This is a genomic window from Lysinibacillus sp. GW821-FHT14F06 (assembly GCF_058803665.1).
The window spans coordinates 25,307-46,785 of record NZ_JBXAPF010000029.1; the positions used below are offsets into that span (position 1 = coordinate 25,307).

18 protein-coding genes are annotated in these 21,479 nt (G+C 37.8%); 12 read left to right on the forward strand and 6 right to left on the reverse strand.

Annotated features, from left to right (window positions below; genetic code table 11):
* Nucleotides 1-142: 142 nt before the first annotated feature.
* The 7 genes from AC1RNS_RS20330 to AC1RNS_RS20360 all read left to right on the forward strand — a co-directional run bounded on the left by AC1RNS_RS20330 (nucleotide 143) and on the right by AC1RNS_RS20360 (nucleotide 9,336).
* The gene (locus tag AC1RNS_RS20330) at nucleotides 143-1,291 is read left to right on the forward strand and encodes a hypothetical protein (protein ID WP_492995311.1); all 1,149 of its coding nucleotides are present in this window, start codon (nucleotides 143-145) and stop codon (nucleotides 1,289-1,291) included.
* A 1-nt stretch (nucleotide 1,292) separates the two neighbouring features.
* Nucleotides 1,293-1,688, forward strand: a complete 396-nt coding sequence (locus AC1RNS_RS20335) for a hypothetical protein (protein ID WP_492995313.1) — start codon at nucleotides 1,293-1,295, stop codon at nucleotides 1,686-1,688.
* Between the two features lie 5 nt (nucleotides 1,689-1,693).
* On the forward strand, nucleotides 1,694-2,155 hold the full coding sequence (locus AC1RNS_RS20340; protein WP_492995314.1) for a GNAT family N-acetyltransferase: 462 nt from the start codon (nucleotides 1,694-1,696) through the stop codon (nucleotides 2,153-2,155).
* Between the two features lie 486 nt (nucleotides 2,156-2,641).
* Nucleotides 2,642-3,154, forward strand: coding sequence for a phage tail protein (locus tag AC1RNS_RS20345; protein ID WP_492995316.1), 513 nt, complete (start codon nucleotides 2,642-2,644; stop codon nucleotides 3,152-3,154).
* Between the two features lie 15 nt (nucleotides 3,155-3,169).
* Nucleotides 3,170-3,670 (forward strand): phage tail protein, encoded by a 501-nt coding sequence (locus AC1RNS_RS20350; protein WP_492995318.1) that lies wholly within the window; start codon nucleotides 3,170-3,172, stop codon nucleotides 3,668-3,670.
* A 14-nt stretch (nucleotides 3,671-3,684) separates the two neighbouring features.
* Nucleotides 3,685-4,212 (forward strand): phage tail protein, encoded by a 528-nt coding sequence (locus AC1RNS_RS20355; protein ID WP_492995320.1) that lies wholly within the window; start codon nucleotides 3,685-3,687, stop codon nucleotides 4,210-4,212.
* Between the two features lie 15 nt (nucleotides 4,213-4,227).
* On the forward strand, nucleotides 4,228-9,336 hold the full coding sequence (locus AC1RNS_RS20360; RefSeq protein ID WP_492995322.1) for a cadherin domain-containing protein: 5,109 nt from the start codon (nucleotides 4,228-4,230) through the stop codon (nucleotides 9,334-9,336).
* A 56-nt stretch (nucleotides 9,337-9,392) separates the two neighbouring features.
* Here the strand turns inward: AC1RNS_RS20360 and AC1RNS_RS20365 are convergent, their stop codons facing one another.
* Complete coding sequence (locus AC1RNS_RS20365; RefSeq protein ID WP_492995323.1) at nucleotides 9,393-10,094, reverse strand: winged helix-turn-helix domain-containing protein; 702 nt, start codon at nucleotides 10,092-10,094, stop codon at nucleotides 9,393-9,395.
* A gap of 247 nt (nucleotides 10,095-10,341) precedes the next feature.
* Here AC1RNS_RS20365 and AC1RNS_RS20370 point away from each other — a divergent pair, with 247 nt between their 5' ends.
* Nucleotides 10,342-11,157: a metallophosphoesterase gene (locus tag AC1RNS_RS20370; protein ID WP_492995324.1), complete on the forward strand. Its 816-nt coding sequence runs from the start codon at nucleotides 10,342-10,344 to the stop codon at nucleotides 11,155-11,157.
* Nucleotides 11,158-11,172: 15 nt separating this feature from the next.
* Here AC1RNS_RS20370 and tatC read toward each other — a convergent pair whose 3' ends face one another.
* The 4 genes from tatC to AC1RNS_RS20390 are packed head-to-tail and all read right to left on the reverse strand — an operon-like array spanning nucleotide 11,173 to nucleotide 14,742.
* Nucleotides 11,173-12,018 carry a twin-arginine translocase subunit TatC gene (gene tatC / locus AC1RNS_RS20375; protein WP_492995325.1) on the reverse strand — a complete coding sequence of 282 codons (846 nt, stop codon included), beginning with the start codon at nucleotides 12,016-12,018 and terminating at the stop codon, nucleotides 11,173-11,175.
* An 11-nt stretch (nucleotides 12,019-12,029) separates the two neighbouring features.
* Nucleotides 12,030-12,236 carry a twin-arginine translocase TatA/TatE family subunit gene (gene tatA / locus AC1RNS_RS20380; protein WP_492995326.1) on the reverse strand — a complete coding sequence of 69 codons (207 nt, stop codon included), beginning with the start codon at nucleotides 12,234-12,236 and terminating at the stop codon, nucleotides 12,030-12,032.
* Between the two features lie 29 nt (nucleotides 12,237-12,265).
* Nucleotides 12,266-13,978 carry a GMC family oxidoreductase gene (locus AC1RNS_RS20385; RefSeq protein ID WP_492995327.1) on the reverse strand — a complete coding sequence of 571 codons (1,713 nt, stop codon included), beginning with the start codon at nucleotides 13,976-13,978 and terminating at the stop codon, nucleotides 12,266-12,268.
* Between the two features lie 17 nt (nucleotides 13,979-13,995).
* Nucleotides 13,996-14,742 carry a gluconate 2-dehydrogenase subunit 3 family protein gene (locus tag AC1RNS_RS20390; protein WP_492995329.1) on the reverse strand — a complete coding sequence of 249 codons (747 nt, stop codon included), beginning with the start codon at nucleotides 14,740-14,742 and terminating at the stop codon, nucleotides 13,996-13,998.
* A 294-nt stretch (nucleotides 14,743-15,036) separates the two neighbouring features.
* Between AC1RNS_RS20390 and AC1RNS_RS20395 the strand changes: the two genes are divergently transcribed.
* A complete protein-coding gene (locus AC1RNS_RS20395; RefSeq protein ID WP_492995331.1) occupies nucleotides 15,037-17,058 on the forward strand; it encodes a methyl-accepting chemotaxis protein in 2,022 nt (673 codons plus the stop codon).
* Between the two features lie 54 nt (nucleotides 17,059-17,112).
* On the opposite strand, the gene AC1RNS_RS20400 is transcribed toward AC1RNS_RS20395, so the two are convergent.
* Entirely contained in the window at nucleotides 17,113-18,297 is a 1,185-nt protein-coding gene (locus tag AC1RNS_RS20400; RefSeq protein ID WP_492995332.1) for an alanyl-tRNA editing protein, read from the reverse strand.
* Between the two features lie 158 nt (nucleotides 18,298-18,455).
* Here AC1RNS_RS20400 and AC1RNS_RS20405 point away from each other — a divergent pair, with 158 nt between their 5' ends.
* From AC1RNS_RS20405 to AC1RNS_RS20415, 3 genes are all read left to right on the forward strand, one after another.
* Nucleotides 18,456-18,743, forward strand: a complete 288-nt coding sequence (locus AC1RNS_RS20405; RefSeq protein WP_492995334.1) for a DUF6509 family protein — start codon at nucleotides 18,456-18,458, stop codon at nucleotides 18,741-18,743.
* A gap of 243 nt (nucleotides 18,744-18,986) precedes the next feature.
* The gene (locus tag AC1RNS_RS20410) at nucleotides 18,987-20,144 is read left to right on the forward strand and encodes a VanZ family protein (protein ID WP_492995336.1); all 1,158 of its coding nucleotides are present in this window, start codon (nucleotides 18,987-18,989) and stop codon (nucleotides 20,142-20,144) included.
* Nucleotides 20,145-21,479, forward strand: a complete 1,335-nt coding sequence (locus AC1RNS_RS20415) for an FAD-dependent oxidoreductase (RefSeq protein ID WP_492995338.1) — start codon at nucleotides 20,145-20,147, stop codon at nucleotides 21,477-21,479.

Below are 21,479 nucleotides of genomic sequence, written 5' to 3' on the forward strand. Positions count from 1 at the left end.
TAATATAATAAAAAAAAAGTTAAAAGTCACCAAAAAAATGCAACCTTTAGATTTTTTATTAGGTAGTAAGAATTAAATATTTCATATAAACAGGGTATTTAATTTCTGAATATTAAAACATATAAATCGGAGGTACTAAATTATGGCTTGGACATTTAGTTTAAATGTTACAAATGACACGGATCGAGATTTAGAGTTGGTGGAATCACAATTGCACTGGGGATACTGGAATACAAATGGTGAAGAGGATAAAGGACCCCAATCAATTAAAGCAGGAGAAACAATACAGGCTGTAGGGGTCAAATCTGCTTTTGGTCCAAACGGCTACGAATTTTCATGTTCATGGAAGGATAATAACAAGAATCAGGAAGAGAAAATGCTGGAACCATATGGGGTAGTAAGCCTCTATGTTAATGTGCCATATAATAATCCCAATGAAGCAACTTGCAGAGCAAATGGATATTTTGAGGTAAATGAATGGAAGGGTATTACTCATGATGGACATAACTTTGTTCGGGATATACGTATTTCGAATAAGATGGACACGATAAGAAAAAAGGAAGTACCTAATAGTTTATATACTGATTGGTCCAAAATAGAAACATTGAAAGTTGTTGAGAATGTAGAAACTATTGATCTAAATCAGTATATTCCTAGCGGGGTTCACTTTGAAAAGAATGCAATATTTAAAACGTCTACATTTAAAATTTCAAAAAAACTTTGGGATGGGGTCAATGATTTAGATTTTGATAGCCTTTATTTGAAGAAGCGTGAAGTGAATGATTATTTTTCTGTAGAGGTTAATTGCTTAAGAGCAGATGCTACAAAAATTGAGACGGTCACTAAACGAGGGAAAATAAAAGTAAAAGATGAACGTTTTATATCGACTACAAGTAAGAGAGTAGTAGAAAAGGTTAGCACGATTGAGACCGCATTGAAATTTACGGAAAATGCTTCAGTTTCTGAAGAGAAAATAGTGAAGGCAAGTGTATCACAGGAATTACAGACGGAAATAAGGGCGAAGTTTAATATACTAAATTCTGTGACAAAAGAGCAACAGCAAACAGAGAGAAAATCAATTGAAAGAGAATTTGAAGCACCAAGTGATAAAGATATGGATGTTGTACCTTGGATTTTTAGTAAAATGATTCTTTTATATCGAACTGATAAAAATAATGTGACGACATTAATCGGAGCATCCGAATGGGATTACGCAATTTTGAACCGTACACATGAATACGATGTTATGGACAATGCTAAGAAAAAAGTAACCACAGGAGGAGAGTGTTAAAATGGCAACTTGGACTTTTTCGTTAATGATTACAAATGCAACAGATCGTGAATTAGAAGTTTTTCATAAGCAGCGAACTTGGGGTATTTGGAATACAGAGGATATTGAGGGGCAGGAGCCTCTTAATGTTCCGCCTAATACAACTATTCAAGCATTAGGTATTAAGGCTTCAACTGGACCAAATGGCTATGAATGTTCGTGCTCTTGGCGAGATAAGGTACCATCAGGTGAAAAATCCTATGGCACTATCTCGCTATCATTAGATATCCCCCAAAAAAGTAAAAATAGAGCTGAATGCTTAGCCGATCATCAATTCCATATAGATAGCTGGGAAGACCTACCGGAAAAGGGTCATAACTTTGTGCGATCTATCATTGTAACCACTAAGGATTTTTAGTCGAGATGAGAGTAGAGCTTAAACCTATTACGAAAGATGATGATTCATTCCTCTACGAAGTCTATGTTTCTACTAGACGAAAAGAGATAGATTTATGGGGATGGTCTGCTGAACAAACACAGCATTTTTTAGAAATGCAGTGGTACGCACAGCAGGTCTCATATAAGCAACAATTTCCTGAGGCAAGCCACTGTATTATTCTTTCAGATGATAAATATGCAGGTAGGTTGTTAACAGAAAACTTACCACAACATCTTCATCTTATTGATATCTCTATTTTGCCAAGTTTCCAAGGTAATGGATTAGGAACATATCTAATTACAAAACTTCAGCAGACGGCAAAAGAAGAAAATAAACCAGTGATATTGCAAGTTTTTCAGACAAACCCTGCAAGAAATCTATATGAAAGACTAGGATTTCAAGTAGTGTCAACTGATGAAATGTATTTAAAAATGAGATGGCAATAAATAAGCATGAGATTGAATTTTTCACCAATTAAAAGAAAAATATTTCGAAGAACTAAGATACTACAATAAGATTTACAAAAATCTTTAATAGGTATAGTACATACAGCTACTTATAAATGTAGTGAACACTTAACAAAAAAAGTATTAGAGAATTGTGACTAGCCTATAAAGAGATGCCACCGTTTACAACATCAAGCTATCCCTGCAAAAAGTCACTACTATTTTGCTGGAATATGATTTCATAGAGGACAAATTCTAATTAATGGAATTTTATAGCATCTATAATTTTCTATAGAACAAGCAAAAAGATCAAGGCAATGTGTCTGTTCTTTACGAAACATACACCATCTGAGATAGCGAAGGTTTTAGATACGGAAATCCAAACAGTCGATGTCTATTCAAGATGCGAATAAGGATGTGTTAGCGAGTGTTGCTAATGCATTTTAATAGTATTCATTAAAATTACAATAAGGGAGGGTGTGCATAATGTCAGATCAATATATAGGCGAAATTCGTATGTTTAGCGGTAAATATGCTCCAGTAGGGTGGGAATTATGCAATGGTCAATTACTGACTATTAAAGGTAATGAGGCACTTTTTTCATTAATAGGTGTCAAATACGGGGGAGATGGTACAACGAATTTTGCTTTACCTGATTTACGTGGAAGATTACCGATTCATAATAGTTCTCAGTATCCATGGGCAAGTAAAGGTGGAGTGGAGACAGTTACGTTAACGGAGGAAAATTTACCTGCACATACTCATGGTGTTTATGCCAATAATATAACAACTGAAGCAACAGAGAATTCGCCAGCTAATAATACATGGGGTATATCAACCCTCACAAATTATCAAACGAATGTTTCCAGTAATATTGTACAAATGAACAACGAGTTAGTTTCTAATGTAGGTGGGATTTACTCTCATAGTAACATCATGCCATCATTAGTCATTAATTTTATTATTGCAAAGCAGGGTCTTTATCCGGATTTTCAATAAAAAGGAGTGAGTATAATGGCAGAGCCATTTTTAGGAGAAATACGTCTTTTTAGTTTCGATAAAATACCAAATGGGTGGCTCCCTTGTAATGGTCAATTGTTGCCGATAACTGGAAATGTTGCGCTTTATTCATTATTAGGGTGTACGTATGGCGGGGATGGGAAGACAACCTTTGCGCTTCCAAATTTACAAGGAAGAGTACCATTACATCAAGGTAATCAGATTGCTTACGGAACGGTAGGAGGAGAGGAAGCACATACATTGACGATTAATGAGATACCCTCTCATACCCATCAAATAACAGCAGACTCATCAACAACAGATAAGCCTTCACCAAAAAACAATACATGGGGTGCAGTTAACGGAAAGAATATTTATGCTAAAAAGGATAATACAGCTATGAATGAAGCTGCTTTATCAATTACAGGACAGAATAAAGCACATAATAATATGCAGCCCTATTTAAGCGTATCTTTTTGTATCGCAAAAGTGGGTATTTTTCCAAGTAGAGGATAAGGGGGAATCAGGGAATGGCAGATCCGTATTTAGGTGAAATTAGAATTTTTGCAGGAAACTATGCTCCGAGGGACTGGGCATTATGTGATGGCAGACTATTGTCTATTGCTCAATATAATGCTTTATTTTCCATTATCGGAATAACTTATGGTGGCGATGGTAAGACAACATTTCAGTTACCTGATTTAAGGGGGCGTGCTCCCATGCACTATGGAGATGGCCCTGGTTTAACAACAAGGCCATTTGCGCAACCAATAGGAACAAGTACAGTAACACTTAATGAAACGCAAATGCCTATTCATAAACATAGAGTACAGGGTTCATCTGTAGTAGCAGGTGGTATCAACAACCCCACTAATGCCATTTGGGGAAGTGAATTAGCGATTTCGGCAAAACCATATGTTAATGTAAAAAATCCAGTCGCAATGAAAGTAGATATAGTAAAGCCACAAGGTGGTAATCAGCCACATAATAATATGCAGCCTTTTGTCGCAATGAACTTTATTATTTGTTTAGAGGGAGTATTTCCTCAGAAACCATAAGAAGGGGGAGTGAGAATGGATTTAGCTTCTTTTATAAAAACAACAGTATATAAAATATTAATAATTATAACCATTTCTGCAATGGTTTTCTCAACCTTAGGAATACAACCTGCAAGTGCTGGTTCTCCAGTACAGTTATCTCCCGTGGATCAGATGAATGTCCAAAAGGATTCTAACGGTCAAATTCTTACGAAATATAATGACCCTTATATGATGAATGTTGCAACTATCAATAGTAATAAAGATTTTGTTGCCCTGAAATTTAGTATTGATACATCTCAACCTATCCTTTCAGCTCAGCTTGCTTTAGCTGGAATAAATCAAGATAATAAACCTTTTTCTAATCTAGAAGTTAGAATAGGTAATGATGATGATTGGGATAGTGCTTCTCCAGGAAACAAATTTCCCGATTTTATTCAGGGAATTCCTGCAAAAAATGAAGCTGTAGCTCAAGGTGACGGTGAACAAGTTTATGAAAAATTGATTGATGTGACAGATTTAGTAACAAATTCATCAGCAATTATTGGAAATAATGTAACATTTATATTAACGAGTGATTCAAATGAGATGACTGTAGTTAAATTTAGTAGCTCGATGGATCCTGAAGTGGCACCATTGGCACCTTCTTTAAAAATTACTTATGGTGATGCGCAAAATAGTGCACCTACCGACATAACATTAAGCCCGACTTCAGTAGAAGAAAATCAACCAACAGGAACCAAGGTCGGAACATTAAGTGCCGCTGATCCTGATGCAGGTTCCTCTTTTACGTATAGTTTAGTAGGTGGAGAGGGCTCAACAGATAATAGTAGCTTTAGCATAGTAGGGAATGAACTACGAACAAATAGTTCGTTTGATTATCAAACAAAGAACAGCTACAGTGTTCGAATTCAGGTAACGGATAATGGTGGATTAACATTTGAAAAAATATTTACCGTTTCAGTGACTGAATTAAATGAGAGTCCAACAGATATTACGCTAAGCAAGCTGACAGTAGCGGAAAATGAGTCTGTCGGAACCGTTGTTGGTACATTTAGCACAACTGATCCTAATGTTGGAGAACCGTTTATTTACAGTTTAGTGGCTGGTACAGGAGCTACAGATAACAGTAGCTTTATCATTGATGGAAATCAGCTAAAAACCGCAGGGATGTTTGATTATGAAACGAAGAATAGCTACAGTGTGCGGGTTCAAGTATCTGATAGCGCAAATAATTTATATGAAAAAGCATTCACTATAAATATTACAGATGTCAATGAAGCCCCAACAGAAATTTCATTAAGCTCAACTTCAGTAGAAGAAAATCAACCATTTGGAACCAAAGTCGGAACAATAAGTGCCGCTGATCCTGATGCAGGTTCATCTTTTACGTATAATTTAGTAGGTGGAGTGGGTTCAACAGATAATAGTAGCTTTAGCATAGTAGGGGATGAGCTACAAACAAATAGTTCCTTTGATTATGAAATAAAAAGCAGTTACAGTGTTCGAATTCGGGTAACGGATAATGGAGGATTGACTTTTGAAAAAGCATTTACTATTTCCATTACAGATGTCAATGAAGCCCCAACAGATATTTCGTTAAGCCCGACATCAGTAGAAGAAAATCAACCATCAGGAACCAAGGTCGGAACATTAAGTGCCGCTGACCCTGATGCAGGTTCCTCTTTTACGTATAATTTAGTAGGTGGAGCGGGCTCAACAGATAATAGTAGCTTTAGCATAGCTGGGGATAAACTACAAACGAATAGTCCATTTGATTATGAAATAAAAAATAGCTACAGTGTAAGGATTAGGGTGACAGATCAAGGCGGCCTATCTTTTGAAAAAATATTTACTATTTCGGTGACAGATATCATTGAAGTTCCGATTCCCACACTGGTATCAACAGTGCCAATTAACAATGCGACAACTATTTCTATTAATCCTACGCTAACGCTAACATTTAGCAAGAGTGTGAGTGGTATTGCGGGAAAACATCTTCGTATCTATGATCAAGATAATAATCTAATAGAAACGATAGAAGCCACTGCAGCAAATGTGACAGTGAATGGAAGTATCGTGTCAATTCAATTAATCAATAATTTAACAAAAGCAACAACTTATTATGGATTGATGGATGATGGGGCCTTCGTTGATACAGCCAATCAAGGTATAGCAGGTATAACAGCTAATAATATATGGCGTTTTACAACTTTACTTCCAAGTGATAATGCCTATTTAAACAATTTACTTATTTCTTCTGGTAGTTTAGACCCGGATTTTACAAATAGTATACTAGAGTATCAAGTCAATGTAGCTCATAATGTTGCAACTATTGATTTAACGCCAACAGCAGATAATAACGCAACTCTTACATTAAATGGTGCCTCCATCGCAAATGGGCAATTGAAAACAGTTTCTCTAAATGTAGGTAGTAACACTATTACTATTATAGTGACTGCTGAAAATGGAGTAGTATCAAAAGAATATACTCTTACTGTGATAAGAGCATTGCCTTCACTTGAAAAAGTGAACAATGTTAACTTAAGCGCTGTCGGTATGGCGACATGGTCAGATATAGGTGATGAATCCTCATATAATGTACAGCTCTTTAAAGATGGGTCACCAATCGGTGATGTCATCAATGTAATAGCCAATACAACATCTCATAATTTCTTAGCAGCAATGCGTACGGCTGGAGCGGGTGAATATTCAGTTACGGTTACAGCAAAGGGAGACGGAATTGCATATTCAGATGGAATTTCTTCAAACTCCTCTAATACACAGACGATTGTTAAACTGGCAAGCATTACAAATGGTTTAGCCTGGAATGGAAATATTGCGAAATGGCAGAGCATTCCTAATGCGGAGAGCTATGATGTGCTTCTGTATAAGGGAGGGACAGCAGTTGGAGCAGCAACAAATGTATTAGCCGGAAAAGTCCATGAAGGTGTTGATTTTACTTCCGCATTCCAAACAAATGGTATAGGAAGCTATACCTTTACTGTACAGCCAAAAGGTGATGGACTATTAATTTTAGATGGGGATCAAGGAGTATCATCAGCAGCTAAAATCATTTCACCTTTAACTTATACTGTTTTATACGATGGTAACGGTAATACAGGCGGAACTGTACCACAAGATAATGCAACATATAGCCAAAACGACAATGTTACTGTAGCTGCTAATGATGGGTATCTAGTTAAAACAGGACACTCTTTTATAGGCTGGAATTCAAAGGCGGATGGTACAGGTACTTTTTATCTACCAAATGATACCTTTAAAATAGCAACCGAGAATATCACACTTTTTGCACGCTGGGCAGTTAATCAATATACAGTGAGCTTTGATGTAGCTGGGGGAAGTACCGTATCGAATCAAACAATAAATCATGGGGAAAAAGCAAGTCAGCCGACGCCAGTGCCAACAAAAGCTGGCAATACATTTGATGGCTGGTATACAAGTAATGCTTACACAATGTTATATGATTTTAATAGTGTAATAACAACGAACACGATGGTGTATGCAAAATGGAACCCTGTGACTGTGAGGCATACAGTGAGCTTTGATGTAGCAGGAGGAAGCGCTGTATCTAATCAGTCAGTAGCACATGGCGGAAAAGCAAGTCAGCCGACGCCAGCACCGACGAAAGCTGGTTATACATTTGATGGCTGGTATACAAGTAGTGCTTACACAACGCCATATAATTTTAATAATACGATTACAGCGAACACAAGGATTTATGCTAAATGGATTAGTAGCAATACAGGTGGTGGCAATACTGATCCGTCACCAAATCCTGAATCAGATTCATCAACACCTTCAACCAATGTAGAGGAAATTGTGGTTGATGTTGAGTCTGGTGACGGTGACCTAGTTTCTAAAACAACAATAAAACGAACAAAAAATGTAGATAACACAATGAAGGATGAAGTGACATTAACAACAGAGAGTGCAACAGAGACGATTAGGAAATTAAAGGAACAGGGAAATGATAAAGCACGGATTATCATTCCAGACCAGCAGGATCAAGTAAATCAGATCAATGTGTCCATACCCAAAAATGTGGTGACACTACTACAAACTGGTGCAGTCCATCTTGAAATTGTCACAGATAACATTAGAATTGAAGTGCCTAAAACATCATTGGAAATGTTTAAAGATGATCTCTATTTCCGACTTGTTCCTATAAAAGGGCAGGATAAACAACTGCAGATCAAAGAACAAGCGAAAAGGGAAACAGTGGTGCAGCAATTGGTAGAAAGTACAGTTGTTGAGTTGCTTGGTCGTCCAATGACCATTGAAACAAATATGCAAAGCCGTGCTGTCACTTTAACCTTACCTCTACCTACAGATTTAACACAGGAACAGCTTGATCATCTTGCTATCTATATTGAGCATAGTGATGGTACAAAAGAAGTCTTGCGTGGGAAAATTGTAGATTATCAAAAAGATGTGCTTGGCTTGCAGTTTGAGGTTCATAAATTCTCGACCTTCTCTATTCTTTATTTACCAGGGAAGGAAAAAGTGGAGGAACCAGCTCCTGTTCATGCCATATATACACCTTATATCAATGGCTATTCTGATGGCACATTCCGCCCGAATGCTCCAGTTACTCGAGCTCAAATGGCGAGTATGTTTGCCCGTCATTTAACGGGAAATGCGGTTCCACAGGCAGAGGTAACATATACAGATACATTGCAACATGATGCAAAAAATGCTATAGAGTTTGTCAAAGGAGCGGGATTATTTAAAGGTGTAACAGCTACTAGTTTTAATCCAAACGGCTCAATTACTCGTGCACAAATGGCAACAGTAGCTGCTCGGTGGATAGAGCAGCATTGTGCTGAAAATTTAAATGCAACTTTCTGTACACCAGCTTCACAAAGCACAGTATTCAAAGATGTTAGTGCTAATCATTGGGCGGCTAAAGCAATTGATACTGTAAATGTATCAGGGATTATGACAGGTGTTACGAATGACACTTTCAACCCGGATAGCTTCTTAACCCGTGCACAGGCGGTGAAGGTATTAAACCGACTGTTTGAACGTCAGGTTACGACAGAAGCACAAACACCATTATTTACTGATGTCCCTACCAAGCATTGGGCATTTTACGAAATTCAAGAAGCTGCAAAAAAATAGCATATTAAATAGGGGCACGCCAATATTTAATAGATTGGCGTGCTTTTTCATCATTATTATTCAAAGAGTAACTGATATCCATAACCTCTTACCGTTACAATTTTTGCTTGATGTCCTGATGCAGATTCTAATTTTTTTCGTAAATTACTAATATGAACCTTTAACGCCTTTGTTTGTCCAATACTATCTTCCGCCCAAATAAGTTTGTACAGTTCAGAGGGATGGAATATTTGTCCTGGCCGTTGTGCTAAAAAGAATAGGATCTGAAACTCCTTCGTAGATAATGCTAATGAAGTATTAACGATATAAACCCTGCCAGAATGAACATGAAAGTGAAAAGAGCCAATGATTTTAATATCTTCATCTAGTAGAGTATTTGCTGAAAAACCAAGCTTACCCCTTCGCTGACGGATTCTATCAATGGTTTTGATTAACCGCTCTTTATCTATAGGCTTTAATATATAATCAACTGCTTGGACATTGAATGCCTCTAAAGCATAATGCTCATAGGCAGTTACAAAAACAATATCCATCAAATGCGCTGGTTCTTCTATTTTACTGGCAAATTCAATCCCACTCATTTCTGCCATTTCAATATCTAAAAATAGAATATCTGGCTTCAGCTTCAAAATGTTTGTATAGGCATCTAAGGGATTTAGAAACTTTCCGATAACATCAACCGAATTGCTTTCCATTAGCATTGCCTCTAACAAATGGATTGCCAAAATTTCATCGTCTACAATGACAGCCTTTAACATAATTTCACCCTTTTTCATCCAAAGTCAGTGGGTATTTTCATCTATATCATTGTTCCTTTATCTGCTTAATTAGCATATATAATAACCTGTTCATAGTATATCATGTGAAAAGTTAGGAAATAAATATAGGCAAAATGAATTTGAGATAGACAATTTGAGTATTCTAAGTGCATGTACTTTGTTTTTTGCTTATAATAGGAGAGTCAGAATTATTCTGAATAAGTAGCCACAGGGTGAGCGATTGCGATTGAAAAAATTATTATATGTAGTTTTCTTTTTTGTTTTTATAGTCATTTTTTTGTACGTAAACAATCACTGGCTGGTTGTCAGCAAGCATGTATTCGAGTCGGAAAAAGTGCCTGCTGGCTTCGATGGGCTACGCATTACCCAAATAACAGACCTACAGGATGCTCTTTTTGGTGAACAACAAGAGAAACTCATAGCAAAGGTGAAGACAACAAATCCTGACCTTATTTTTATTACAGGTGATTTAATTGATAGTAATCGCTATGACTTGGAGCGAAGCTTGCAGGCTGTTAGGGGATTAGTGGGACTTGCGGATGTCTACTATGTACTTGGAAACCATGAAGTAGCAACTAATAAGGTAAGAGAAATTTATGAGGTGCTTTCATCGTTAGGTGTACATGTGTTAGCTAATGAATCGACATTTATTGAGCGCGACGGGGAGCGCTTAGCGATTATTGGGATAGAAGATCCGTTAATGGGTAGAACAACAGAAGACATGCTAGAGATGGTAGGAAAACATGTACAACCAGATGTTCTAACCATTTTACTAGCACATCGACCAGAAGTGTTTAAAACGTATGTAAATTATGGAATTGACTTAGTGTTTGCAGGGCATGCTCACGGTGGACAGGTTCGTATTCCAGGTATTGGCGGTATCTTCGCTAGGGGCCAGGGATTATTCCCAAAATATACGGCAGGCGTATATGAAGAAAATTCTACAACTATGGTCGTTAGCCGGGGATTAGGGAATAGTTCTGTACCTTTTCGAATTTTTAATCTGCCAGAAATTGTCGTAATGGAATTAAAGAAAAAATAAAGCACTGCGTCTTTGCTACGCAGTGCTTTCTATCTGTTTTCGTTCAATACGCTTCACAAGATAAATACTTATTTCGTATAAAATAATCATCGGAATTAGTACAAGGAGCTGACTGATAAAATCAGGTGGTGTAATGACTGCCGAACCAACGCCCATCGCAATATAAGACCAGCCGCGGATTTTTTTCATAGATTCAGCTGTGAGTACACCAATGGACGATAAAAATAGGGCGACGATAGGTAACTCAAATAGCAGTCCAAGAGGAACTGTGGTCATAACTAAAAAATGCATATATTCACTTGCAGACACCATGACATCAAAGTTAGCAGCTCCTATGTTCACTAGGAATGTGTAACTAAGTGGATTAACAATAAAATAACCGAAGGCTATCCCCATTAAAAAGAGTACAAGCATGACAGGTGCATAGAGTCCAAGAAAGCGACTTTCTTCCTCCTTTAAACCTGGCTTTACGAAGCTCCATAAAAAGTGAACGAGAAATGGCATAGAAAGACCAAAGGCAAGTGTGGTAGAGATTGTCATGTAAAACTTGACTACCTCTAACGGGCCTAAAATAATAAGTGAATGACCTCGAGTCACATAAGGAAACCAAAAATTAATTGTAGAGAATACCACAATAAAAAATAGAATAAATACCACTAGCCCTTTAATAATTTGCTTGCGTAATTCTGTAATATGCTCAAGCAATGAAGCCAGTGGAAAAAGTGGTTCATCCGTCACCATAGCCTTTTCAATTGTTTCAGCTGGCGTTTCAACAAAAGCCTCCACAGATGTGAGAGGCTCAGCTTCTTTCTTATCGAGGGGACTTAAATATTTTCTTTTTCTGTCTTCATATGGATCCATAGGAACACCTCCTACGAAGCATCAGATTTTTTTTCGGTTTTTTTCGCTTGCTCATCATCATCATCATCCATAAGCCCCTTTGTGGACTTTTTAAACTCTGCAAACGTTTTACCAACAGCTCCGCCAATTTCTGGCAGTTTTTTTGGGCCAAACACAATTAAAACAATGACTAAAATAATAATTAGTCCAGGTACTCCAATTGCTCCAAGACCTCCCATAGTCTCGTCTCCTTTAATTATTATATTTTTTACACCAAAGAACCGCCTGATTTACTATATTTCACTACACCCTCTGCACAACGATATGCTAGTGCACCTAACGTACCAGTAGGATTATAACCACTATTGTGAGCAAAGTTTCCAGCACTCACAGCAAATAGATTCTCTACACCCCAATGCTGAAGATAATTATTAACAACCCCATCCTCAGGCTTTACACTCATTACGGTTCCGCCTGTGTTATGTGTTGTTTGATACGGTACAATGTTGTAGTCAGTGATTTCAGCATTTGGAACCACTGTTTTTGCGCCCATTTCCTTCATAATGTCAGCTGCACGAGCGGAGATAAATTTATGAAGTGCACGATCCTGATCTGTAAAATTGTACGTTAACTGTATTAAAGGTAAACCGTAAGCATCCTTATAGGTTGAATCAAGAGATAAATAATTTTCTTTATGTGGCATGGAAGCACCTTGAGCACCAATACCGAATGAGCGTGTATAGTAGTGAATAGATTGCTTTTTAAACTCAGGTCCCCATGTTGGTGTATCAGGAGGAGTTGGATTTGAACCGATAGGACGCGCTCCTGTTTGCGTCAGTGCTATATTTCCGCCATGAATAAAATCTAAGTCACTATGGTCGAAATTATCCCCATTATAGTCATCAACACTTACACCAAGGGAGCCTGCCCCCATAAATGTGTTAAACTGCTCATCAAAGAATCCAGCAGCACCAGGAAGTATTTGATAGCAATAATTTCTTCCAAGTGTTCCTTTTCCAATTTCTGGATCATAGCGTTCCCCAATATTAGAGACCATTAATAGCTTGGCGTTATTAAAGACATAACTTGTAAGAACAACGACATTTGCAGGTTGAATAAATTCTTCTCCAGATATTGTATCTATATATCTAACTCCGGTTACTTTATTGCCTTGCTTAAGAATTTCTACAACATTGGAGTTATAGCGTAAATCAAAATTCCCTGTTTTTAAGGCAGTTGGTACAACCGTTACTTCCGCAGATGATTTTGCTCCATATTCACAGCCGAAGCGCTCACAAAAGCCACAATATTGACAAGCATTAATTGTTTCACCATCTGGGTTCTTATAAACCTCTGATACGTTTGCAGAAGGAACCATATAGGGTGATAACTTAAGTTTTTTTGTTGCCTTTTCAAATTGCTCAAGCATCGGTGTCATTTTCATAGGTCCTGTAGGATAAGGACTTGAACGTTTTCCACTAAATGGGTTTTTACCATCTCCAGAAATACCTGCTGTTTTTTCAAACTTGTCGAAATATGGCTCCAGCTCATCGTATGTTAAAGCCCAATCCTGAATTAGATAATCAGGTCCGAGTTTATTTGGGCCATAGCGCTTGTCTGTTAATGTTTTAATTTGAAAATCGTAGGGTAAGAAACGATATGTCATACCATTCCAGTGTGTGCCAGAGCCACCAAGTCCCTCTCCAAGTAAGAAGGAGCCAAGCTGTCGCATAGGTAATGCCTTCATGTTGCGATTGTTTCGGAAGCTTATCGTCTCTTTTGAAAGATTTTGCATTAAATCATATCGAATTGCATAACGATACTCGTCATGAATACTCATAAAATCTTCTGTCCCACGCTTTTGCCCGCGTTCTAAGCCAACGACCTTCAAGCCAGCTTTCGAACATTCTGCAGCGACAATGCCGCCAGTCCAGCCTACACCGACAGTTACAACGTCTACGCTAGGTAATGTTGTTGCCATTTGCTAACCCCCTTCTGTTAATGACCGCCTAATGAACTAGGCTCAATTTTTTGGAACTTCGGATCTTCAATTTGTGATACATATGCCATTTGATGACCAGGGAAGTTCTTCATACGCCAGCCATCCATATTTTTGTTTCCGCCATACATAGGATCAGAGTATGCCCCCTCCAATGTTGCTGCTCGCAATAACGTAAAGAAGAATGCAGAAGTGACACCACTCATTTGTACTTCACCTTTCTGGAAGGCTGTTAAAATTTCATCCATTTGTTTACCATCTATATCATTGAAGCTTTTTTTGTAGCGATTCTGAGCCTCGGCTTCTAATTTTTGGATTCCTTGCTTAAAAATTTCTCCACGTGTTAAGCGGCTTTGGTAGCCCTGTGTTGGGGCCCCTTCAGCAAATGGACCATGCATATATTCTTTAGAATTACTTCCGTATTGTCCTGCAAGCTGATGATCAATGAAGTAAGGGACATCTAAGCCTTTTGCTCCTGGACCTAAATCATCTTCTGGGAAAATACGTTCCGTAGCATTTGATAAAATATTAAAATCTCTTTGATTCATAAAGAACATTTTTGCTTTTGGTGAGCCAAGCGCTTCATTCGTAGTGCCATGCTGACCATGCTCTAGTGTGGAAGTTCCCTTGCCTGGTAGGTTATAGCCTACAAGTCCTCCGATTATTCCACCTCCGACTAATGTACCTGCTGCAATTCCTGTTGTTTTTAGAAAATCTCGACGTGAAACATTGTTTTCTGAACTCATGGAAATCCTCCCCTCAAATGTATAGAAACTTTCCTATCTTTTATAATCAGCAAAAAAAGTAAATTATAATCAAACCTTTTGGAAAAAAATTTATTTATATCCAGTAGTAAAATCCATTCGAATGTAATTAAGAAATATGTGAATAATTTGTTCAGAAATGTAAGCACTATAACGGTAGTGTATATACCATTATTAAACATTTATTATTCTTATTGGAAAAGTTTTATTGACTTCTTCTTTTTGTGACCTTACTCTGAAGGAGAAGGACAAAAAAATACTAAAATGATGTTAAATATGGGAGATGTGAGAAAAGAGAATATGTGGATTAAAGGTATAGGTGGTAAACTAGTTGTCGCAATTATAGTTCTAGTATTTGTAACATGTGGAACGCTTGGTGCTTCTACCATGATTAGTAGCACCAAGGCAGTGGGTGAGCAGGTTGAATCTAATTTAGTTTCTAGAGCGGCAGATGTGTCAAAATACATAGAGGAGCACTTCCAATTAACTTTAGTGGAGGTAGAGGCAATTGCCGAGCAGGAAGCAATTCGTAGTATGAATTTTGAAGATCAAAAGAGCTATTTAACGAAGCGCCTTGCAGATAATGAGAATTATTTAGGATTTGGGATTATTACTGCTGATGGGATTGCACACTATTTAGATAATACGACAGCTGATTTAGGGGATCGTGAATATGTAAAGGAAGGGTTCGCAGGCAAGTCTGTTATGTCTGATGTAACGATAAGTCGTGTAACAGGTGAACCAGTTATTTTAATCGTTTCACCTATCGACACAATTACAGGTGAAAAGGCATTATTATTGGCTCGAATTGATGGTTACTATTTATCAAAAATCGTAGAGGACATAAAAGTAGGCGATAATGGCTATGCCTTTATGTTAGATGCAAAAGGCACTATTATCGGTCATAACAATCATGATTATGTAAAAGAGCAAAATAATCCAATTCAAGTCGCTGAAGAAACTGGAGAAATGACAGGAAGGGCATTAGCAGCACAGGAAATGGTTGATCATACGCAAGGATACTTTTCCTTTGAAAATGATGAAACTGGAACCAACCTTTTAGGGTATCACACTTTAGAAAACGGCTGGAAAATGGGTGTTATTGCTCTAGAGGGTGAAATGATGTCAGGTCTTTCACGTTTGAAAACCAACTTCATCATCACAACTATTGTTGTCTCTATACTAGGGCTACTCATTTCGTTTGCAATTTCCCAATCTGTCAGTAAGCCGCTTCGTCATGTTTTACGCATTACTGAGGGGCTATCTGAAGGCGATTTTACTCAGGAAATACCTGATAAGTATTTAAGACGACTTGATGAAATGGGGACCATGTCAAGAGCATTAGACCAAATGACGGACAATATGCGGGAAATGATTTCGCATGTGGGTCAGGAAGCTACTGCGGTTAATGAAGCCTCATGCGATTTAATGGGGGATGTGCAGGCTGTAACAAAACAATCAAAGCAAATTGCTGGGGCAATAAATGAGGTCGATCGTGGTGCGCAAAGCCAAACAGCTATGGCAGAGGAAAGCGCGTCAGCTATGGAACAAATGGCTTTGGGGGTTCAAAATGTCGCAGAGGTGGCTTCTACAATTGCCTCAAATACGCAAGTTATTTCCCAGAAAATTAGCGAAAGTAACGAAGCTGTTCAACAATCCATTACACGAATGAATGAAATTCAACAAGGTACTGCGGTAGAACTAGAAATCATCCGTAAACTGGAACAAGAGTCTGAAGAAATTAGCTTAATCTCAAAAATGATTACGGATATTTCTGACCAAACGAATTTATTGGCATTAAATGCATCGATTGAAGCAGCACGCGCAGGAGATGCGGGTAAAGGATTTGCAGTTGTAGCAGAAGAGGTTCGCAAGCTATCTGAGCAAACAGCTGAATCGGCTACAAAGATCAATGTACTTATAGAAAGAGTACAGTCCTACACATTAGAAGTAGTGAAAGCCGCTGAATTAGGTGAGGAAAATGTTGATCGTGGATTAGAATCTATTGAGACTTTGGATAAGCGTTTTGATGAAATGGTACATGCAGTTGGTGAAATTTCAAGTCAAATCGAGGAAATGAATGCTTCGGCTGAACAAATGTCTGCGAACACGGAGGAAGTGTCAGCTTCGATGGAGGAGATGGCGGCAACAGCTCATGCAGCAAGTGACTACGTGCATGAAGTGACAGATGCTACAACAGAGCAAATGAAAACAGTAGAAATGATGAACGATCAAACTGCTAAACTTTCTGAAATGGCAAAACGATTGTATGGTGCTACCCAAAAATTTAAACTTTAAATAGATGAAGGAGCTGCACTGATGATAAGGCAGCTCCTTTTTTGTTTTAAAGGGTTAAATAAGGATTTCTTGCATGGCTTTAAGGAGTTGTTCCTTAGAGATTAAATGCTCTCCACCGCCCTGTACCATTTGATCATTTCCACCACCTTTTCCATTTATGAGTGGTAAAGCCTTTGCCGCAATATCTTTCATACTTCTTTCAGTTGCTGGACCTTTTGCCGCAACAAACTGAAGCTTGCCTTCGTTTTCAGTGACAAGAAGTACGATAGCATCTGCCCGCTCAGTAACAATCATACGTGCTAGCTTTTGAAGCTCCTGCATCGTACGTTGAGAAAAGGCTGCAGCAACCATATGGTTGTAAGTGGAAATGAGTGCTTTTGCTTCAAATTGGAGCAGCTCTTCTTTTGCATGTACAAGTGCTTTTTCCGTATTTTTCTGTGCTGATAAAACTTTAACAAGCGCAGCAGAGGCTTCTACTTCAGGTACACTTAACTGCCTTGCCACATCAGCTAGTACTTTTTTACGCATGGCAAGCTCTTTTAAAACTCGTTGACCACAAACAAAGGAGACACGAAGATTGCCCTTCATTTTTTCAGTGCCCAAAATTTTAATTGCACTAACTTGTCCTGTGGAGGTTGGGTGAGTCCCGCCACAACCGTTATAATCAAAATTTGGAATAATCACTAGTCGAATATCTCCCGTAACGGCTACATCCTTAAGTAGATTATAGTTCTCCAGTTCATTTTCTGTAATCCACTTTGTTTCAATTGGACGATTTTCTAAAATAATATCGTTGGCAAGAGCTTCAGCTTCTATAAGCTGTTCTTCTGAAATTGTATCCACAGCTAAATCAATTGTGACCTGTTCACTGCCTAAGTGAAAGCTAACGGTTTGTATATTAAACAGTTCGACAAAAGCCGCTGTTAAAATATGCTGCCCCGCATGTTGCTGCATATGATCAAAGCGTCGTTGCCAATTTATTTGTCCTTGCACGTCTCCAGTCAAAATGGAAGCGTCACCCTGAATATAATGTCTTATCTCATCGCCCACCTTTTCAACATCAATAACCTCAATACCATTTATGGTCCCTGTGTCATGCGGTTGTCCACCACCCGTAGGATAAAATGTAGTATTTGAAAGCACGATGAAGTCTCGACCATTTTCATCAGTTCCATTACTACTAACAGTCGCATCAAATTTTCGCAGCATCACGTCTTGGTAATATAATAGCTCCTTCAAGAAAAAGCCTCCTTTTATGTAGTGTATCCGTAAGAGAAGCATCTCTTTAAATTTATTGTGTCATAATTAAGGATAGGTGTATACGAGTTTTCTAGTTGACCCATGCTGAATTTGATTTAATATATAAAAGAACAGGTTAACATAAAGGAGCTAGTATTATGGAAATTACACAATTCTCAATGGAAGAAATTTTAGATCCAACAAACATAATTGAGGGGAAGCGTTACGAGTTTATTTTAGACGTGGAAGTGGACGAAGAAGATGAGCTTTACCACGAAGCAGGTATTGAAGTACGAGTACTAATCGCTGAAAAAGGTGAAGAACTATTTATTTTAAACTACTTTGTTATGGAAAAGGCAGAGGGTGAGTATTTAGACTTTGCATTAGAGGAAGAGGAATTAAATGAAATTTTAGCCTTCTGCAAAGAGGAATTAGCAAAAGCTTAATAACCCATTTAAAGGATGCAGGTAAAGAACAACTCTTTACCTGTTTTTTTATCTTGATTCAGCAGATCACTATGCGAAAACGAAGTATCAGAATATAGCGAGCACGAAATAAATCAGACGCAATCCACTGGGGCATAATTGATTTAAGAATTATGTAAGATTGCTGAAATAGTAGTGTTGAGTTCAAAGGGTAGACTAAGTTTTAGAGTTAAAAACGGGAATTTAAAACGAAGAGGTGCTTTTATGTCTTTATATACACATTCGATTATGGTGGCTTTTCTCATAACTATTTTTTTATCCTTTGCTTTGTTTATACCTTGGCTAATTTATACGTATCGAAAATATGGTTATTTATCCATATCTAAAACGATTATTATGTTCTCCTTTATTTTTTACTTTTTATCAGCATTATGTTTAGTCCTATTACCGTTTCCTTCAACTCGTGATACTTGTTCTCTGCAAACTGCAGATACTGTTCACTATAATCTACATCCATTTCAATTTATTAGAGATATTTTAAAGGATAGTGGAATCGTTCTAACAAGTCCCTCAACATGGCTTTATATAACGAAGCAACCAGCATTTTTTCAAGCATTTTATAATTTCTTATTACTTATGCCATTTGGGATCTACTTGCGTTATTTTCTTAAAAAAAGAGAGTACTGGAAACGTGCATTTATCATCAGCTTTTTGCTAACATTGTTTTATGAGGTAACACAAGTTACAGGAGTTTATGGCATTTTTAATTGTGCGTACCGTATTTTTGATGTAGATGATTTAATGCTTAATAGTGTTGGTGCATGGCTTGGATTCTTTTTAGCACCTATTGTATGGGCGCTGTTTCCATCTCATGAGGCAGTGCAGGCTAAGGCAGCAGAAATTGCAAAAAATGATATCGTCAAACCACTATCTATATTGCTAGCCATCATTATTGATTTATTTATTGTGCAACTTATTTTGATAGTAACAGGGGTGGTAGTACCCAATAATAGCATTTTTGAATTTGTTTTAAAGTTCCTATTGTATATGCTGCTATTTGGTCTAGTTCCAACTATTACAGGTGGTGCAACCATTGGTATGAAGGTTCTACGCTTTACGATGACAAGTGTAAAGGGCAACGGTATTATTCATAAAACATGGCGACGCTGCTTCGCGATATTAGCAACGATCAGTCTTTTAGAGATGATTGCGATTTTAGGGAAAATTAAGCTAAATATGGATTCGCCCTTCTATGTGCTACAAATAGTAATTACATTAGTAGCATTTTTGGCTGCGCTACTTATTAGACTTATAATTGTCATACATGTAGCTCGTGTCTTAATAAGTGGGGGGAAGCATCATCTGTTTATTGATGAATATGCTGGATTGGTGGCAACGAGAAAAAATAAGGGGGATTGTTGAATGAAATACGTAATCATCGGGGGAGATGCTGCCGGAATGTCAGCAGCAATGGAGATATATCGAAATGTACCAGGCGCAGAGATAACATCCTTAGAGCGTGGGTTTATTTATTCATATGGGCAATGTGGATTGCCTTATGTAGTAGATGGACGTATTTCATCGACAAAGCGGCTTATTGCAAGAGATGTAGAAACATTTCGTGATAAGTATGGCATTGATGCACGAGTAGGTCATGAAGTAAATGGAATAGACATAGACAAGCAGCTAGTTTTTGGTACACAGGCATCTGGGGAAGCCTTTGAACTTCCCTATGATAAACTTCTTATCGCAACAGGTGCAAATCCAACTATGCCAGTGAAAAAAGGTGTGCATTTAGCAGGTATACACACGGTGAAAACAATTCCTCAGCTAGAGGATTTACTAGCTGATTTAACACCAGATATAGAAACTGTTACCATTATAGGTGGTGGCTATATTGGTCTAGAAATGGCTGAAACCATTCATGCATGTGGTAAAAAGGTAAGATTAATTCAACGAAGCAGCTATGTTGCTAGAATTTTAGATGAAGAATTTGCCCAACATGTTCATGATGAGGCAAAAAAGAATGATATTGACCTGTTGCTAAATACCAACGTAGAGGCGTTTGAAGGTCAGTACCGTGTAGAACGAGTGTTGACGGATAAAGGTGCCTTCCAAACGGATTTAGTGATTATGGCTGCAGGGATTAAGCCGAATACACAATTTTTAGAGGGAACAGGTATTGCAATGTTGAAAAATGGTGCAATCATTGTTAATCGCCATTTAGAGACTTCTATCGAAAATATTTACGCTGCTGGTGATTGTGCTACGCATTTCAATATTGTCAAGGAACGCTTAGATTATATACCGCTGGGAACCACTGCTAATAAGCAGGGGCGGCTGGCTGGACTCAATATGTCAGGTAAATTTGCACCGTTTCGTGGCATAGTGGGTACTTCTATTTTAAAGTTTTTCAATCTAACAATTGCTACAACTGGTATTAATGAGCAAAAGGCAAAAGAGCTGGGATTTGACTATGAGGCTTTTAAATTATCGGCTCGCCATATTGCAGGTTATTATCCCGGTGCACAACGAATGTATATAAAAATTGTTGTGAGAAAGCGAGATCAACTGTTGTTAGGTGTTCAAATTGTAGGACCTTCTGGTGTTGATAAGCGTATTGATGTTTTTGCAACAGCATTATACAGTAAAATGACACTACCCGATTTATTAGATTTAGATTTAGCCTATGCACCACCATTCAACGGTGTTTGGGACCCATTGCAGCAGATTGCAAGAAAGAATGGACGTTTGTAA

Excerpts from the sequence above, each read along its gene's own strand:
- AC1RNS_RS20355 (WP_492995320.1), top strand. The coding sequence starts at position 3,685 with ATGGCAGATCCGTATTTAGGTGAAATTAGAATTTTTGCAGGAAACTAT.
- AC1RNS_RS20415 (WP_492995338.1), top strand. The coding sequence starts at position 20,145 with ATGAAATACGTAATCATCGGGGGAGATGCTGCCGGAATGTCAGCAGCA.
- AC1RNS_RS20345 (WP_492995316.1), top strand. The coding sequence starts at position 2,642 with ATGTCAGATCAATATATAGGCGAAATTCGTATGTTTAGCGGTAAATAT.
- AC1RNS_RS20365 (WP_492995323.1), bottom strand. The coding sequence starts at position 10,094 with ATGTTAAAGGCTGTCATTGTAGACGATGAAATTTTGGCAATCCATTTG.
- AC1RNS_RS20340 (WP_492995314.1), top strand. The coding sequence starts at position 1,694 with ATGAGAGTAGAGCTTAAACCTATTACGAAAGATGATGATTCATTCCTC.
- AC1RNS_RS20330 (WP_492995311.1), top strand. The coding sequence starts at position 143 with ATGGCTTGGACATTTAGTTTAAATGTTACAAATGACACGGATCGAGAT.
- AC1RNS_RS20395 (WP_492995331.1), top strand. The coding sequence starts at position 15,037 with ATGGGAGATGTGAGAAAAGAGAATATGTGGATTAAAGGTATAGGTGGT.
- tatC (WP_492995325.1), bottom strand. The coding sequence starts at position 12,018 with ATGGATCCATATGAAGACAGAAAAAGAAAATATTTAAGTCCCCTCGAT.
- tatA (WP_492995326.1), bottom strand. The coding sequence starts at position 12,236 with ATGGGAGGTCTTGGAGCAATTGGAGTACCTGGACTAATTATTATTTTA.
- AC1RNS_RS20335 (WP_492995313.1), top strand. The coding sequence starts at position 1,293 with ATGGCAACTTGGACTTTTTCGTTAATGATTACAAATGCAACAGATCGT.
- AC1RNS_RS20360 (WP_492995322.1), top strand. The coding sequence starts at position 4,228 with ATGGATTTAGCTTCTTTTATAAAAACAACAGTATATAAAATATTAATA.
- AC1RNS_RS20385 (WP_492995327.1), bottom strand. The coding sequence starts at position 13,978 with ATGGCAACAACATTACCTAGCGTAGACGTTGTAACTGTCGGTGTAGGC.
- AC1RNS_RS20390 (WP_492995329.1), bottom strand. The coding sequence starts at position 14,742 with ATGAGTTCAGAAAACAATGTTTCACGTCGAGATTTTCTAAAAACAACA.
- AC1RNS_RS20410 (WP_492995336.1), top strand. The coding sequence starts at position 18,987 with ATGTCTTTATATACACATTCGATTATGGTGGCTTTTCTCATAACTATT.
- AC1RNS_RS20350 (WP_492995318.1), top strand. The coding sequence starts at position 3,170 with ATGGCAGAGCCATTTTTAGGAGAAATACGTCTTTTTAGTTTCGATAAA.
- AC1RNS_RS20405 (WP_492995334.1), top strand. The coding sequence starts at position 18,456 with ATGGAAATTACACAATTCTCAATGGAAGAAATTTTAGATCCAACAAAC.